General features: G+C 41.2%; 16 protein-coding genes, 1 tRNA gene, 1 rRNA gene, 1 other RNA gene and 1 other annotated feature. Of the genes, 5 read left to right on the top strand and 14 right to left on the bottom strand.

Going from position 1 to position 16,893, the window contains the following annotated elements; translation table 11 throughout:
• Positions 1-313 precede the first annotated feature (313 nt).
• The 7 genes from KW850_RS31325 to tadA all read right to left on the bottom strand — a co-directional run bounded on the left by KW850_RS31325 (position 314) and on the right by tadA (position 4,619).
• Complete coding sequence (locus KW850_RS31325; RefSeq protein ID WP_218351539.1) at positions 314-577, bottom strand: pro-sigmaK processing inhibitor BofA family protein; 264 nt, start codon at positions 575-577, stop codon at positions 314-316.
• 85 nt (positions 578-662) lie between these two features.
• Complete coding sequence (locus tag KW850_RS31320) at positions 663-884, bottom strand: YaaL family protein (protein WP_218351544.1); 222 nt, start codon at positions 882-884, stop codon at positions 663-665.
• 19 nt (positions 885-903) lie between these two features.
• The gene (gene recR, locus KW850_RS31315) at positions 904-1,500 is read right to left on the bottom strand and encodes a recombination mediator RecR (RefSeq protein WP_218351538.1); all 597 of its coding nucleotides are present in this window, start codon (positions 1,498-1,500) and stop codon (positions 904-906) included.
• A 17-nt stretch (positions 1,501-1,517) separates the two neighbouring features.
• Entirely contained in the window at positions 1,518-1,838 is a 321-nt protein-coding gene (locus KW850_RS31310) for a YbaB/EbfC family nucleoid-associated protein (RefSeq protein WP_218351543.1), read from the bottom strand.
• Between the two features lie 34 nt (positions 1,839-1,872).
• Positions 1,873-3,561, bottom strand: coding sequence for a DNA polymerase III subunit gamma/tau (dnaX, locus tag KW850_RS31305; protein WP_218351537.1), 1,689 nt, complete (start codon positions 3,559-3,561; stop codon positions 1,873-1,875).
• A 200-nt stretch (positions 3,562-3,761) separates the two neighbouring features.
• An RNA gene (ffs, locus tag KW850_RS31300) (signal recognition particle sRNA large type) lies at positions 3,762-4,026 on the bottom strand.
• Between the two features lie 77 nt (positions 4,027-4,103).
• Complete coding sequence (gene tadA / locus KW850_RS31295; RefSeq protein WP_218351542.1) at positions 4,104-4,619, bottom strand: tRNA adenosine(34) deaminase TadA; 516 nt, start codon at positions 4,617-4,619, stop codon at positions 4,104-4,106.
• Between the two features lie 87 nt (positions 4,620-4,706).
• On the opposite strand from tadA, the gene KW850_RS31290 reads away from it, so the two are divergent.
• From KW850_RS31290 to KW850_RS31275, 4 genes are all read left to right on the top strand, one after another.
• On the top strand, positions 4,707-5,282 hold the full coding sequence (locus tag KW850_RS31290) for a cysteine hydrolase family protein (protein ID WP_218351536.1): 576 nt from the start codon (positions 4,707-4,709) through the stop codon (positions 5,280-5,282).
• A gap of 36 nt (positions 5,283-5,318) precedes the next feature.
• On the top strand, positions 5,319-6,605 hold the full coding sequence (locus KW850_RS31285) for a glycosyl hydrolase family 18 protein (RefSeq protein WP_218351535.1): 1,287 nt from the start codon (positions 5,319-5,321) through the stop codon (positions 6,603-6,605).
• A gap of 200 nt (positions 6,606-6,805) precedes the next feature.
• Positions 6,806-7,453, top strand: a complete 648-nt coding sequence (locus KW850_RS31280) for a deoxynucleoside kinase (RefSeq protein ID WP_218351541.1) — start codon at positions 6,806-6,808, stop codon at positions 7,451-7,453.
• 15 nt (positions 7,454-7,468) lie between these two features.
• Positions 7,469-8,164 carry a deoxynucleoside kinase gene (locus KW850_RS31275; RefSeq protein ID WP_374226405.1) on the top strand — a complete coding sequence of 232 codons (696 nt, stop codon included), beginning with the start codon at positions 7,469-7,471 and terminating at the stop codon, positions 8,162-8,164.
• 303 nt (positions 8,165-8,467) lie between these two features.
• On the opposite strand, the gene KW850_RS31270 is transcribed toward KW850_RS31275, so the two are convergent.
• The 6 genes from KW850_RS31270 to guaB all read right to left on the bottom strand — a co-directional run bounded on the left by KW850_RS31270 (position 8,468) and on the right by guaB (position 15,324).
• Positions 8,468-8,560 (bottom strand) — tRNA-Ser (locus KW850_RS31270).
• Between the two features lie 95 nt (positions 8,561-8,655).
• A complete protein-coding gene (serS, locus tag KW850_RS31265; protein WP_218351533.1) occupies positions 8,656-9,936 on the bottom strand; it encodes a serine--tRNA ligase in 1,281 nt (426 codons plus the stop codon).
• 240 nt (positions 9,937-10,176) lie between these two features.
• Positions 10,177-10,402: a binding site (T-box leader), on the bottom strand.
• A 59-nt stretch (positions 10,403-10,461) separates the two neighbouring features.
• Entirely contained in the window at positions 10,462-11,052 is a 591-nt protein-coding gene (gene pdxT, locus KW850_RS31260; protein ID WP_218351532.1) for a pyridoxal 5'-phosphate synthase glutaminase subunit PdxT, read from the bottom strand.
• Positions 11,053-11,214: 162 nt separating this feature from the next.
• Positions 11,215-12,099 carry a pyridoxal 5'-phosphate synthase lyase subunit PdxS gene (pdxS, locus tag KW850_RS31255; protein ID WP_218351540.1) on the bottom strand — a complete coding sequence of 295 codons (885 nt, stop codon included), beginning with the start codon at positions 12,097-12,099 and terminating at the stop codon, positions 11,215-11,217.
• 195 nt (positions 12,100-12,294) lie between these two features.
• Positions 12,295-13,671, bottom strand: coding sequence for a D-alanyl-D-alanine carboxypeptidase family protein (locus KW850_RS31250; RefSeq protein WP_218351531.1), 1,377 nt, complete (start codon positions 13,669-13,671; stop codon positions 12,295-12,297).
• Between the two features lie 189 nt (positions 13,672-13,860).
• Positions 13,861-15,324 (bottom strand): IMP dehydrogenase, encoded by a 1,464-nt coding sequence (gene guaB / locus KW850_RS31245; RefSeq protein WP_218351530.1) that lies wholly within the window; start codon positions 15,322-15,324, stop codon positions 13,861-13,863.
• 105 nt (positions 15,325-15,429) lie between these two features.
• Here guaB and KW850_RS31240 point away from each other — a divergent pair, with 105 nt between their 5' ends.
• Positions 15,430-16,371, top strand: coding sequence for a YaaC family protein (locus KW850_RS31240; protein WP_218351529.1), 942 nt, complete (start codon positions 15,430-15,432; stop codon positions 16,369-16,371).
• A gap of 431 nt (positions 16,372-16,802) precedes the next feature.
• Here KW850_RS31240 and rrf read toward each other — a convergent pair.
• Positions 16,803-16,893, bottom strand: a 5S ribosomal RNA gene (gene rrf, locus KW850_RS31235); the annotation flags it as partial.

The following is a 16,893-nucleotide window of genomic DNA, read 5'->3' as shown; positions in this document are numbered from 1 at the left end:
GGATCAAACTCTCCAAGAAAGTTGATTAGCTCATTTTGTTACGTTGGCTTAGCTTCTTAATTGAAGCTAAATTTTATTGTTTGTTTGCACGATTTTGTTTGTTTAGTTTTCAAAGAACAATTTCTCTATCGCTCAAAAGCGACTTTGTAATCATACCAAGCTATCAACCAGAAGTCAACAACTTTTTTTATTTGTTTTTCATCGTCTCGGTGACGACTTTTTATATATTACAGCATATCAAAGCATTGGTCAATACTTTTTTATAAATTGTTTTTCAAAAAGAAAAAACCGCCTTTTTTCGGCGGTTTACGATCTAGAGTACCCAATGTTGAATAGCTGCTAAAGCGCACAGGCCAGGGATTCCTAAAAAGCCTGAGATTGCGGAGGTGGCAAAATTAATCGGCACATGAATGCCATAACGGTTGCCTGCTGCATTTAAGAAAAATAAAAATAGCGCTCCAATGACTAACTTAATCGCAGCCTGACCAACAAATCGCGCCGGCTTAAAGGGAGCTCCCGTAAATAATAGGATAATTACTATGCCGCCTAGAATTGATATTACGATAATTGGTTCCAAAAAAACTATCCCCCTTCTTAAGTCACTTTGTTTACAACTTATGTACAAGTTGTCAAGAATAGACCTAAAAAAGGAGATAGCTTGTTTATGATCTCATTAAATTCACATTCCGCTGCTTTGCTTCTCTTAATAGAAAGATATATTTCGCCTCGGCTATTTTCGTTTGGCAAATTACTTCATCGGAAGGATCGAAACTTTTTTCTAAAAGCAGCTTTTCTTGCTGCCAATGTTCTTTAAATCGACTCAGCTGCAGTAAAAGCTTTTCATTATACTCTTTACGAAGACGCCCTTTACGCTGAAAAAACATCATTGATTCCTCCGCGTCTTTAAAATTCTCTTCGGCCTTCAATTGCTTTAGATAAGGTCACCTCATCTGCGTATTCAAGATCCCCGCCCACTGGAAGTCCATGAGCAATTCTCGTGGTCTTAATTCCTGATGGCCGTAATAAACGGGAAATATACATGGCTGTTGCTTCACCCTCTATATTAGGGTTTGTTGCCAAGATTACTTCCATTATATTTTCATCTTGGAGACGCTTTAAGAGGTTCGGAATATTGATATCCTCAGGTCCGATTCCATCCATAGGGGAAATCGCCCCATGGAGGACATGATACAATCCGTTGAATTCCTTCATTTTTTCCATCGCAATGACATCTTTAGGATCTTGGACCACACAGATGATACTCTTATCGCGACGCACGTCTTCACAAATGTAACAAGGGTCTTGATCTGTTATATGACCGCAGACAGAACAATACGTTAAATTCCGCTTTGCATTGACCAGTGCTTTAGCAAAATCAAGCACGGTGTCTTCTTTCATACTTAAGACAAAAAAAGCCAGACGTCCGGCCGTTTTAGGGCCGATACCTGGCAGCTTCATAAAGCTGTCAATCAGCTTTGAAATTGGTTCTGGATAATGCATCTTTTGCTATTCCACTCCTAAAAAGGAAGGTTCATTCCTTTTGTAAATTGCCCCATTGTACTGTTGGTTAACTCTTCTACCTTTTTAAGGGCATCATTGGTTGCAGCTAAAACAAGGTCTTGAAGCATTTCAACATCATCAGGATCAACAGCCTCAGGTTTAATAATCACATCAACAACTTCGCGATGACCTGTTACTACTACAGTAACCATACCGCCGCCAGCTGTACCTTCAATTTTCTTTTCACCTAATTCTTCTTGTGCCTCTGCCATTTTCTTTTGCATCTTTTGCATTTGTTTCATCATATTTTGCATATTACCCATTCCGCCACCGCGCATCATTACCATCAACCTCCAATTAATTAGTTAGTTATTAATCAATAATTTCCACAAACTCTTCGCCAAATAATTTTTTCGCTTCGGCAATATGTGGTTCTTCTTCCTTTGGTGCTTCGCTGGTTTCCCCTTCAGCACCATCATGACTATTCAAAAAGCTCTCGCGAATTGGCAGCCATTGATCTTCAGGCACGCCCAGGAGTACGAATCTTTTGCCCGTTAATTTATATAATGCGCCACTAACTGCATCAAGAAAATCTGTTCGATTCATCGCCATTTGACATATCATCTCATGCTTAAATTTTATGATAAAAGCAGTCGCTGATGCCGCAATCGGCTCCGCATCGTTTAACAGTGCAGCTTGAGATTTTAACAGACTTGCCCGCAATTCAGCCCAATTAGATTTAATCAGATTCAAATCGCCCTTTGTTGCCTGCTTTAACACTTCATTAATTTTTCCAACTGCCGGCTGAAACGCCTTTTTGGCCGACCTTTGGGCTGGCTTTTGCGATTGTGGCGCTGCCTCTTGTGCGGAAGCCGTAACACCATTCGCCTTTAAGTGCTCGAGTTCCATCTCCAATTGACCAATTCTTGTTAATAACTGGTCAATTTGGGCTGGTTGTGCCTGTGCGGTTTGCTTCTCTTCCATTTGACATAGCTTAACGATGGCCACTTCAAGAAAAATCCTTGGATGATTTGTCCAGCGCATTTCTTGTTGCGTTTTATTCAAGAGATCAATCAGTTGATAAATCTGATCCGTTGAAATCGTTTCAGCCATGTTTCGAAAATCGTCATCAAGCAGCACTCTTTCGAGAGATTCTTCCAGGTTTGGCGCTGTTTTATAAAGCAGCATATCACGATAAAATAAGATTAAGTCCTCAATAAAACGCATCGGATCTTTTCCATGAAATAAAAGCTCCTCCAATGCCTCCAGGCCGCTTGCCACATCCTTTTCTCGGAACGCCAAAGCAAGTTTATTTAAAAAACCCTGTGACACCGAACCTGTAACAGTTAATGCATCTTCAACCGCAACATGGTCCTGGCTATACGATATCGCCTGATCCAACAAACTTAGCGCATCCCGCATCCCGCCATCTGCTGCCCGGGCTATCAATTGAAGGGCGCGCTCATCACAATCAATCCCAGACTCCTCCACAATTAACTTCATCCGTTTGACGATGGCTCCAGCTGTAATCCGTCTAAAATCAAAACGTTGACATCGTGAAATAATTGTTAAGGGGATTTTATGAGGTTCTGTTGTAGCTAATATAAAGATGACATGCTTCGGCGGTTCCTCTAATGTTTTTAGCAAGGCATTAAAAGCGCTAATGGATAGCATATGCACTTCATCAATGATATAGACTTTGTAGTTAACAGATGTAGGTGCAAATCTAACTTTATCGAGCACATCGCGCATTTCTTCTACACGTGAGTTCGAGGCCGCGTCAAATTCTAACACATCTGAGATCGTTCCATCGGTTATGCCCCGGCAGGCCGCACATTCATTGCAAGGTTCTGAAACAGGTGAACGCTCACAATTGATCGCCTTTGCTAATATTTTAGCCGCACTTGTTTTCCCTGTTCCTCTAGGTCCTGAAAAAAGATACGCATGTGATATTTTTTGTTGAAGCAGGGCGTTTTGCAATGTCTTGGTTACATGTTCTTGTCCTACTACATCGAGAAATGTTTGAGGCCGCCAAACACGATATAAAGCTTGATATGCCAATGGACATCGCCCCCTTCAAATTTTTTTCATCTTTATGGTTGTCTGGCTCTAACGCCCGGCTGCAAGTGTCCTTCGCAAAACAGGCGTTTCCGCTTTTCTTATTATACCTTAACCATTTTGCTTTTTACAAAATGAATCTATTTAATGTACAAAAAAACTCATCCCAAGTCTGAGATGAGTTAATTTATGTAATATAACTGCCGTGCACCTTCCGTCGACTAACGCCCATAAGCGTTACTTAAGCAGTTAGCTCGGCCCAGGCAACCCTGCGGCACATGGGAGCGTCCACTTAATGCTGCTTCCTTCCGGACCTGACATGGTTCATGGATTCCCATTGCGCAGGACCAGGGCGTCAACACCACTTACTTAAGGCAGACCCTACAGGTCGTTAGCCTCGGGAAGGGATTCAGTCCCGCTAGAGCGGATTGCGGGTACAGGGCACCGCTACCTCCCCACCTAGCACGGCAAAGTTGATACCAAAGTTTTGTGCGTTAACTATAACGCTTTTTTAGTATACAAATATTCTCGTAAAAAAGCAATCCTTATTCACTGTAAATTTCTGTAAGATTGTTTAGTTTCATTTTTTTTGCCTGCTTTTTCCGCTCCCGTATTTTCCGAAAAAAGTCCGAGAGCATTTGCCCGCACTCTTCTTCTAATACGCCGCGTGTAACGTCGCTTTGGTGGTTGAAACGGTCATCCTCCAATAGATTCATCAGTGTCCCTACACAGCCTCCCTTAGGGTCAGCTGCACCATACACTACCCTATTTACTCGCGACAGAATAATCGCCCCTGCACACATCGGACAAGGCTCTAACGTGACATATAAGGTTGACTCTTCCAGACGCCACGAGCCTCTTTCCTTGCAGGCCTGATCAATGGCTAAAAGCTCGGCGTGTGCCACGGCATTTTGCTCGCTTTCCCGTAAATTGTGGGCCCGGGCGACAATCTTCCCATCTATGACAATCACTGCACCAATCGGCACCTCATTCAATTGTTCTGCTTTTTTCGCTTCTTTTATTGCTTCCTTCATAAAATGTTCATCTTGCAACTGCTCAATTGTCATGACATTTCCCCTTTACATTCTCGGGCAACGGGATAAAAACGACTCCCTCACTGCAAAATAGGAGGTGAAGGAGAGAGGCCAATGAACCAAATCCGCCCCGCTCTTATCATAATCGATAGGATCAACAATTTTAATTTTTCCCATGGTCCCATTCTTACCAAAAAGGCGTACCGTATTGCTGGACCGATTAAAAATTTAAAGAACCAATTTAATAAAAATCATTTACCCGTCTTTTTTATTAATGACCATTATAGGTTATGGCAGGCAGACTTACAAAAAATTATCGACCTCTGCAGAAATGAATACAGCCAGCCGATTTTTGATCAACTGCTTCCCGGTAAGAAGGATTTGTTTTTAATCAAGCCGAAGCATTCGGCTTTTTTTGGAACAGTGCTTAACACCCTACTCCACCAACTAAAAGTCAATACCCTGATTCTCACCGGTATTGCCGGTAATATTTGCGTACTATTTACCGCTAATGATGCTTATATGCGTGAATATGAACTTTTCGTTCCGAACGATTGTATTGCCTCAGCCGATGATGGTGATAATCAGTATGCGTTAACGATGATGGCTAATGTTTTAAAAGCAAAGATCGACCCTAGTACACATGAAAATTACCAACATTATATCATGTATCCTCATCCCATCTCATAACATAGTTGTAGCGTATGTTTGTTGGGAGGGATACGAATGCAAATCCATGTGATAAAAGCGAATGAATCTTTGACTACAATTGCAAGAACGTATCATACAACCTTTCAGGATATAGTAGAGGCAAACGATTTACCGAATCCAAATAATCTTGTGATTGGACAGTCGCTTGTGATTCCAATTATCGGTCACTTTTACTTCGTGCAGCCAGGGGATTCTTTATTCACCATTGCTAGGAAGTTTGGCGTTCCCTACCAGGAACTTGCCACCGTCAACCGGATTAACCCTAATCAGCCGCTTAATGCCGGTTTTCGTCTTTATATTCCCCAAGGCAGAAAAAGGAACGCTGAATTTAACGCGTACGTTGAACCGCGCGGCACTACCGTAGCCCCAGTCTTAGAATCTAGTGCACGTGAGGCCGCACCCTATCTAACCTATTTAGCCCCATTCAGCTTTCAGGCCCGCCGTGACGGTACGTTAAAGGCACCATTACTTAATAATTTTCCTGCCATCGCTAAAGCCAACCGCAACGTCTTAATGATGGTTATTAATAATCAAGAGAATGATCAGTTCAATGATGAACTCGGACGAATTTTATTAAATGATACCGCCATTCAAGATAAATTTTTAAATAACATTGTCGCCACTGCTAATAAGTATGGATTTCGTGATATTCACTTTGACTTTGAGTTTTTGCGGCCTGCTGACCGTGAGGCTTATAATCGCTTTTTACGAAAGGCAAAACAACGATTCTCCCGTCAAGGCTGGCTCATGTCAACCGCCCTTGCCCCAAAGACAAGTGCCACACAAAAAGGGAAATGGTATGAGGGTCATGACTATAAAGCACATGGGGAGATCTCAGACTTTGTGGTCATTATGACCTATGAGTGGGGCTATAGCGGCGGCCCAGCGATGGCCGTGTCTCCGATCGATCAAGTGAGAAGAGTGTTGGAATATGCCGTTACCGAAATTCCCGCAAATAAGATAATGATGGGGCAAAACCTCTATGGCTATGATTGGACACTTCCATTCGTGCAAGGGTCCGTCGCCAAGGCCGTGAGTCCACAGCAGGCCATACAGCTCGCCGCAAGCCACAATGTTCCGATTCAATATGACACAAAGGCACAGGCACCATTTTTTAGATATTCTGAAGCAGGGAAACAGCATGAAGTTTGGTTTGAGGATGCCCGCTCGATCCAGGCAAAATTTGACTTAATAAAAGAGTTAAATCTTAGGGGCATGAGTTATTGGAAACTCGGTCTTGCCTTCCCGCAAAACTGGCTGCTAATCGTCGATAATTTTAACGTTACAAAACGTGAGACGTAACTATTTTTATTTCTACAAAAACTGCCGTAATTCGGCAGTTTTTTCATATATTTGACATAAAGCATATTTCTTCTAAATATTCCTTATCCCTTCCTGAGTGAGATTATGATAAAATAAATCTTGCATGTTTTTTAGCGACTATTCACCCAGACTCTCTGGTGAAACATAGATTGAAGGCAGTTGGAGAAGGAGGACTTGCAATGGGGGATACACCCTTTATTACCGTTGAAGGCCCGATTGGTGTAGGAAAAACATCTCTCGCAAAAGCCATTTCAGCGCAATTTGAATTTGCATTACTTAAAGAGATTGTTGATGAAAACCCATTCCTAGGGAAATTCTATGAAAATATTGAGGAGTGGAGTTTTCAAACGGAAATGTTCTTCCTCTGCAATCGCTTTAAGCAATTAGGGGATATCAATACCCATTTTTTAAGTCAAAAAAAGTCAGTTGTAGCGGATTATCATATCTTCAAAAATTTGATTTTTGCTAAGCGATCCTTAAATACAGACGAGTATCAAAAATATGATAAAATTTATCAAATTCTTACCGAAGATATGCCGAAACCTAATGTCATTATTTATTTAAATGCCAGCTTAGATACACTTCTAAAACGAATCAAAATAAGAGGGCGTGAAGTTGAAAAGAATATCAGCCCCTTATATTTAGAGCAGTTATCGCTTGACTATGAAGAAACAATGACGATCTTTGAAAAAGAACATCCAGAAGTACCAGTTCTTCGTTTTAGCGGGGATGAATTGGATTTCGTTAAAAATGAACAAGATTTAAACCATATTTTTGAACAATTATCATTAGCATTAAAAAAAAGCAGCTGGACTAAAACATTATAGAACAGGGGGATGTTAGTGAGTATCGTTATTGGTGGTATGATTGGTCTAGGAAAAACAAGTGTGGCAGACACATTGAATGCACACTTTCAAAATAGAGGAATTGAGAGCAAGGTTTTTTATGAATCGGTGGATGATAATCCCATTCTTCCGCTCTATTATGAACTGACACCTGAAGAATTAGATGCAAAAAGAATTCCATTCTTGCTTCAATTATTCTTTTTAAATAAACGCTTTAAGACCGTGAAGGAATGTGTCAATTGGAAAGAGCCTGTTTATACCATTCAAGATCGTTCCATTTATGAAGATTGGTATTTTGCTTATGTAAATAAATCGTTAGGCAGAATATCAGATTTGGAATTTAAAATATATGAGGACCTAGTTGAAAATATGCTGGAAGAACTAAATGAACTTCCAAGAAAAGCACCAGATTTAATGGTTTACTTAAAAGGATCGTTTGATACAGTTATCGATCGGATTATGGCACGCGGCCGAAGCTTCGAAATTAACCCTGAACTGAAAGAATATTACTTCGAAGTATGGAAGGGTTATGATGAATGGGTTATGAATCAATACGCAGCAAGCGAGGTATTAGTAATTGATATGGATACGACAGACGTCGTAAAAAGCGCAGAAGATGCCAAACAAGTTTGCCTTGCGGTGGAAGAAAAGTTAAAAGAAATCCTAAATATGAGAGCAGCACATATTGGATAATCCAATATGTGTTTTTTTAATTAGGCTTTGTTAAACTTGCCTGTTCATTTCCGCTCCAGGCGCGGGCGGTCCGGGGAGCCTCCTCGTCGCTGCGCTCCAATCAACAGGGTGCCAAAATCAACAATAAGCTTTAACATAGTCTAATTAATAAACGGATGCGTCTTGTTCAGGGGCTTATTACCCCTAGGCGCTGGAACTGGATTCAGTGGCCAATATAAAATTCTCCTGAAAATAAAAAAAAATTCGTTACATAATATGTAACGAACCTTTATCTCCAGTTTTTATGCGCGATTATAAATGTAATGGAGGAGGAAGAGGGATTCGAACCCCCGCGCGGTATGACCCGCCTGTCGGTTTTCAAGACCGATCCCTTCAGCCAAACTTGGGTATTCCTCCGTATCAACAGAATCTAATTTATCACATTCATTTTACTATGTCAACATACTAAATAAAAAAACTGGACAAATTTTTATCTGCCCAGTTTTTTTATATTACATAGGTGCAATGACCTCACGGTTGCCCATATATGGACGTAAAACGGTAGGAATCACGACACTGCCATCGGCTTGTTGGTAATTTTCCAAGATCGCAGCGACCGTGCGGCCAATCGCAAGGCCTGAACCATTCAAAGTATGAACATGCTCTGGTTTAGCCTTTGGTTCGCGGCGGAACCGAATGTTAGCCCGTCGTGCCTGGAACGCCTCAAAGTTACTGCAAGAAGAGATTTCTCGATACGTTCCGTAGCTTGGAATCCACACTTCAATATCATACTTTTTCGCAGCTGTGAATCCAAGGTCACCCGTACACATGCTTAACACACGGTATGGCAGTTCAAGTAGTTGTAAGACCCGTTCTGCGTCATTTGTCAGATTCTCTAACTCTTCATAAGAATCCTCAGGCTTCACAAACTTCACAAGTTCCACCTTATTGAATTGATGCTGACGGATCAAACCGCGTGTATCGCGGCCCGCAGAGCCGGCCTCAGAGCGGAAACATGCACTGTATGCAGCAAAGCGGATTGGCAGGGCTTCCGCACTTAAAATTTCATCGCGGTGTAGATTGGTGACAGGAACTTCTGCTGTCGGAATCAAGAAGTAATCTTCATTTTCAATTAAAAAGGCATCCTCTTCAAACTTAGGGAGCTGGCCTGTTCCCGTCATGCTTGCCCGGTTGACTAAGTATGGCGGCAATATTTCTGTATACCCATGCTCATCAACATGAAGGTCTAACATAAAGCTCATTAACGCACGTTCTAAACGTGCCCCTAGCCCTTTATAAAAGACAAAGCGGCTTCCAGTTACCTTCCCTGCGCGTTCAAAATCAAGGACTCCCAGCTGATCGGCAATATCCCAATGCGGCTTTGCTTCAAATTCAAACTCGCGCACCTTGCCCCATTGTCTAATTTCAATATTATCATCCTCAGTCTCGCCAACTGGAACACTTTCATGCGGGATATTCGGAATGCTCAACATCAAAAGCTCTAGTGATTCTTCGACCACTCGTAACTCATCATCAATTGTTTTGATCTGGTCACCGACCTCACGCATTTCTTTGATTAAATGGTCGGCATCCTGCTTTTCGCGCTTTAATGCTGCAACCTGCTGAGATACCTCATTGCGGCGGCTTTTTAATTTTTCTGTTTCAACGATCAATTCACGTCTTCTTTGGTCCAGCTCTTCAAATTGATCGAGAGCAGATAAATCTTCCCCTCGGTTTTGAAGCTTTTCCTTCACTTCTACAAAATTGGCTCGTAATACTTTAATATCTAGCATCCTACTGGCACTCCTTTTTATTAAATTTTTAGATGGTACGCTGTATGGGGGCATTCACATTAAAAGTAAGACTCTGTAAACAGGCCTGTTGATTTCCGCTCCAGGCATTCAGCGCCTGCGGGGTCTCCCGGATCCCGATTTTCCCGCAGGAGCCTCGTGCCTTCCACTCCAATCAACATAATATGCAACTCAACATTCACCTTTAACACAGCCTAAAAATAAAAAAACTCCCGCCCCTAAAACAGGGACGAGAGTTGCTCGCGATACCACCCTGGTTGACAGAAAAATACTGTCCACCTCGAAAAAACGTTAACGGTTTTCTACCGAAAGTACATACTGACCTCTTATGAGATGTTCCGCACCTTGCTCGAGGAGGGATTCACAAGTTTCATCCACCGGTTCACACCATCCACCGGCTCTCTTGTAGAATGAGTCTCTTGTTACTAGTTCCTCTCATTGCTTTGATCATTATTTATGATTTTGTATTTCTTAATTTACTATAATTATCAGCTAAAAGCAACCAGATTATACTAATTGTTTCTGTTTAGCTTCCTTCACCATTTCGACGAAGTAGGCGGTAAGGTCATGGTTCTCTGTTAATTCTGGATGGAATGAACAGCCAAGAAATTGACCTTCACGTGCTGCGACGATGCGGTCATTATGCTTGCACAGGATTTCAACATTTTCGCCTGCTTCAACGATGTGCGGCGCACGGATGAAGACCGCTGGGAAGTTTTCAGCTACATCTTTAATCGCAAGGTCTGCCTCAAAGCTGTCTACTTGTCGTCCAAATGAGTTACGTTCCACCTTAATGTCCATGACACCGATGTGTGACTCATCATATCCCACAAGATTCTTTGCCAAAAGAATGAGACCTGCACATGTACCGAACATAGGTTTCCCTTCTTTAGCAAATTGCTTAAGTGCATCCATAAAATCATATTTGTCGATTAAACGACGCATTGCCGTACTTTCTCCACCAGGGAGAATGAGGCCATCGATTTCTTCTAGTTGTTCTTTTTGTTTGATGGCAACCGCTTCAACACCGCAAGCTTCTACCGAGCGGATATGTTCACGGACGGCTCCTTGTAGTGCAAGTACACCTATTTTAATCATAAAAATACCCCTTTTAGCGTTTTGAACTTCGATGACTGTCTAGCTCTAGGCTCCATCTGCGCGATGGTCTACAGCCAATCCGTCAAGAAGGTTAAAAGGCAACCATCATGCCGGCTCGTCTTATACTTATCGCCGATAAACAGGCGCCTTTCGCCTTTCAAATTACCATCCACGCTCCTGCATGCGTGCTTCAGGTGCTAGTGAGGAAATTTCGATCCCTTTCATTGGTGTTCCAAGATCCTTTGAAAGTTCAGCAATCAATTTATAGTCTTGGTAATGAGTTGTTGCTTCTACAATCGCTCTTGCAAATTTAGCAGGGTTTTCTGATTTAAAGATCCCTGAGCCTACGAATACGCCGTCCGAACCTAATTGCATCATTAATGCTGCATCAGCAGGTGTTGCCACACCGCCAGCTGCAAAGTTAACAACTGGAAGTCGGCCAAGGCGCTTAATTTCAAGTAGAATTTCAAATGGTGCACCTAATAGTTTCGCTTCAGTCATTAGCTCGTCCTCATTCATCCCAACTACTTTACGAACTTGTGCATTTACTTTGCGAATATGACGAACTGCTTCTACGATATTACCAGTCCCTGGCTCACCTTTTGTACGAAGCATAGAAGCTCCTTCACCGATCCTGCGGGCAGCTTCACCAAGGTCACGACAGCCGCACACAAACGGAACTGTAAAGTCTCTTTTATATAAATGGAATTCCTCATCAGCAGGAGTTAATACTTCACTCTCATCGATATAGTCTACACCCATTGCTTCAAGCACACGTGCTTCAACAATATGACCGATTCTTCCTTTAGCCATTACAGGGATTGTCACAGCACCCATAACTTCTTCAATGATTCTAGGGTCTGCCATTCTTGCCACACCGCCAGCTGCACGAATATCTGAAGGCACACGTTCTAAAGCCATTACTGCTACTGCACCTGCTTCTTCAGCAATTCTAGCTTGCTCAGCGTTGACAACGTCCATGATGACGCCGCCCTTTTGCATTTCAGCCATACCACGTTTTACGAGATCCGTACCTGTTTTCATGATTAAATCCCCCTAATGAATCTTTTTAATATTAAGAATAATCTTCTTATGATAGTGGAAATCTCTATTAAATTAGTCGGAATTATTTTTAACCCCATAAAGACATTAAAGCAACAAAAAAGGATTCCTGTCAAGACAAGAATCCTTTTTGTCAATATCCTATTATTTCCACCTATACATACCTAGTGTTTAGATTAATTAAAACCAACCCTTAACAGTGGTGGAAATCCCATGCCAGACATCGCCAAAGAAGTTACCGATGCCTCTCATCATTAACACAAACCAGTTTGATTTTTCTACATCTTTTGCAGCAACCACATCAACCTTGACGGATTGTTGACCCTCAGCTGTTAAGAAGTTAACCTTTTCACCATTTTTGGATGCAACGGTTAAATAACCAACTTTTTCACCCTTTTTAATTGGCGCCGTTAGATTGCCTTCTTTATTCAACTTGGATTTATCAAGGACTAGTACTGGTTTATAATTAGCTTTGCCGCCATTTGGAATCATCATGTTAATCGCAGATTTTGTATAGATTTTAACTTGATCTTCTTTTCCCTTCGTAACGGGAACTGTTTTTTGCCCCTTTACTTGGTAATGTTTCGGAACAAGTTCTTCTTTTGTAAAATTAGTAAAGGCATAATCCAGCATTTTTTTGGTTTCACCAAAGCGTGCTTTATAACCATCGTCTTTCCCGCTAACATCCTTCGCATTTTGGACAACCGTTATAAATCGTTTTCCATCTCTGCTCGCTGTTCCGGTAAAACAGTAACCTGCAAAATCAGTTGTACCTGTTTTAAGCCCGTCCATACCTTCATAGCCATAAACTAACGTTGGCAGCATCCAGTTCCAGTTTTGCATTACAATTCGGTCATCTGTACCTTCACGAAATACCTTTTTAGGCGTGCTGGCTGTTTTTAAAACATCTGGATAATCATTAATGAGATGAAATGCTAACGTCGCCACGTCGCGAGGAGACATAACATTTTCTTCCTCAGCACCCGTTCCTTCTGGTTGGAGCCCATTATAATCTTTATTATTCAAACCAGTTGAGTTCACAAATTTACTATTTTTTAATCCTAGTTTTTTTGCTTTGTCATTCATCATCTTCACAAAATTCGTTTCCGAACCGCCAATGACTTCAGCAAGTGCAATGGTTGTCCCATTAGCAGAATAAATAGCCATAGCTTCATATAATTCTCGAACATTATATTTTTCACCAAGGCGTAAAGGGACATTCGATAAACCCGTTGGCTGTGAGATCTTATAAACAAGGTCACTTACCGTATATTCTTGATCCCATTTGACCTTTCCGTGTTTCACTGCATCAAGTAAAAGATATTCCGTCATCATCTTTGTCATACTGGCAATTCCTAATGGACTGTCAGCATTCTTTGCATATAAAACCTTTCCTGTTTGTCCATCAACTAAAATAGCTCCGTCTGCATTCACATTTAACGCTGCGTCTGCCTTCGCTATATCAACACCAGCAAATAGTCCAAAAAACAAAATAAGTGCCAGCGCACTTGCTATACATTTCTGATAAAAATGTTTGTTCACTTTAACGCCCTCCATGAATTTATACACCTTGGTTATTTTAACATAAGTCAATAGCAAATCATAGACGGAGCTATGAACCATCTTATGGCTAAATTTGAAAGTTCCTCTAACTTTTGTAGGCCTATTTACATAACAAAAAACGCCTAGGAGTTGAAGCACGGGTTCACAAAAAAACAGAGAAGTCAGCGCTTCTCTGTTTTAACACTATAGGGAGTAGTTAGGAGCCTCTTTCGTAATTTGAACATCATGTGGATGACTCTCTTTTAACCCCGCACCTGTCATTTTAATAAATTGAGCTTTTGTTCTTAATTCCTCTAGATCTTTAGTACCGCAATAACCCATACCGGATCTGATTCCGCCGATGAGTTGATAAATGGTCTCTGCTAACGGCCCTTTATATGGGATTCGACCTTCGATACCTTCTGGAACGAACTTTTTATTATCTTCTTGGAAATAACGGTCTTTTGAACCTTTTTCCATTGCTGCCACAGAACCCATACCACGATACACCTTAAAGCGGCGACCTTGGAAAATTTCCGTTTCCCCTGGGCTCTCGGTTACCCCTGCTAACAAACTGCCTAGCATAACAGCATGTCCGCCAGCTGCCAGGGCTTTAACGATATCGCCAGAGTATTTGATGCCTCCATCGGCAATAATCGTCTTACCGTGTTTCATTGCTTCTCCTGCACAGTCATATACGGCTGTAATTTGTGGAACACCTACTCCTGCTACGACCCTGGTTGTACAAATAGAACCTGGCCCAATTCCAACTTTTACAACATCTGCTCCTGCCTCAATTAGCGCTTTGGTTGCTTCTGCTGTTGCCACGTTACCAGCAATGATGGTTAGGTTAGGATAAGTTGCTCTAATTTCTGTTACCATATCGATGACGCCTTTTGAATGTCCGTGGGCTGTATCAAGTACAATTACGTCGACATTTGCTTTCACAAGTGCATCTACACGTTTCATGGTATCGCTTGTTACACCAACAGCAGCACCAGCTAATAAACGTCCTTGGCTGTCCTTTGCAGAGTTTGGAAATTCAATCACCTTTTCAATATCTTTAATCGTGATTAATCCTTTTAACACACCCTGCTCGTTAACAAGTGGTAGTTTTTCTATTTTGTACCGCTGCAGAATTTTCTCTGCTTCTTTTAAAGTAGTTCCGACTGGGGCTGTAACAAGATTCTCCTTGGTCATAACGTCGGAAATTTTAAATGAATAATCTTGGATAAAACGAAGATCCCTATTGGTGATAATCCCTATAAGCTTTTGTTCCTCCAGGTTATTGACAATCGGTACTCCGGAAATACGATATTTCCCCATAAGATGCTCCGCATCATACACTTGATGTTCTGGAGTCAGGAAAAACGGATCGGTAATAACCCCGCTTTCAGATCTCTTTACCTTTTCCACTTGCTCTGCTTGCTGCTCAATGGTCATATTCTTATGAATAATCCCGAAGCCGCCTTGACGAGCCATCGATATAGCCATTTCTGATTCTGTGACGGTGTCCATCCCAGCACTTATGATGGGAATATTAAGTTTTACACTTGGCGATAGTTCCACTTGCAGTTTTACATCTCTTGGCAATACTTCAGATTTACCAGGAATTAATAACACATCATCAAACGTTAAACCTTCTTTTGCAAATTTACTTTCCCACATTTTTATGGCCCCCAGAAAAAAATATTATTTGTAGGTTATCAATTGGATAAAATACTGTCAAGGAATAAATATTAGTCTGATTCTTCTGAAAAAGGTGATGTAGTCTTGGGTATTCAATATAAAGATTGGAAAAGCTACTCTTGTTTCTTTTCGGCAGAATACTGCCAGCAATTTTTGAGAAATTGTTATCAAAAACGCAATATCGAGAATCCAGAGCAAAAAAGCTATGAAAACTGCTATGCATTTTTATATTATCTTGAACACGGACAAATATATTACCAACAAGCAAGTAGTTCTCCACTTATTATAAAACCAATTTTGCTTTTTTATGGTCTTGTCCATTTAATTAAGGCATGTATATTAACAACAGATCCTGCTTATCCCGAAACAACGGCTGTGTTGGCTCATGGTGTTTCTACTAGAAAAAGGAAGAAACAGAATTATCATTTCTTTCAAGATGAAGTTAAATTCCAAAAAAATGGACTTTTCCCCTTCATCTCTGAAAAATTGTTTCACATGAAACAGTTGGAAGGGGAGAAAGTCATTATGGAGGAATTACTTAAGCTTATACCAGAATTAGATGAATTATTCTTTTTACTTGAGGGAAAGAGGACATTTCTGAAAGTCCAAGCCGATAACCAACAGTTAATTGTACCTGAAAGAATACTAGATCATTTTCACATGACAGAAAATCGCTTTAAGGAATTTTTGGCTTCCAAGTTTGAAAAGGGCGTGGAGTTTTCTGAGGAGGGACTGTCTTTTCGGGTGGACTCGGCTTCTTCTTTTGGAAGCTCACCATTGAAGTTTCATTTAGGGGAAAATTATTATGCGCTGCCCTTAAATAAAGACAACTATTTTAATTTCCCAGAGCTGCTGATTCATTATTTGTTGCTATACAATTTAAGCATGATTGCCCGCTATGAAACAGAGTGGTGGAGCGAACTTACAAAGATGATGCCAAACCGGGATTATCCCTTTATTTGTTCGTTTCTTGATGTCACCATGCAAAAAGGGCCATTTTTGGTATATCAGTATTTGATGAAGTGATCTATTAATACAAAAATGAGGTTGTCAGGAAAGCTTTGCTTTTGGACATCCTCTTTTGATAGGACTATCGCTAGTAAAGTGCAGCTATCGCGAGTAAAGTGCAACTATCGCTAGTAAAACGGAGCTATCCGAGAGTAAAGTGCGGCTATCCGCCAGTAAAGTGCGGCTATCGCCAGTAAAGTACGCCTATTCGCCAGTATAGTGCGCCTATCCGCCAGTAAAGCACGCCTATCCGCCAGTAGTTGTGTGGGTTGTTATTCAGTAGCATTACGATAGACATTTTTTCAGCTTTCTTATCGATTATGTCTATCGGTACCTCCACGATAGACATTTTTTCTAGTTTGGATCATAGATACTGTCTTTCAGTAACATTTTCATAAACATTTTCTCTTCCAAACAAAAAGACAACCCTCTCGGGTTGTCTTTAATGTGCCTGGCAACGTCCTACTCTCACAGGGACGCGTGTCCCAACTACCATCGGCGCTGAGAAGCTTAACTTCCGTGTTCGGTATGGGAACGGGT

The organism is Bacillus sp. sid0103 (genome assembly GCF_019219025.1).
The sequence above is the reverse complement of the archived record's forward strand: the minus strand, read 5'-3'. Positions and strand labels throughout refer to the sequence as shown.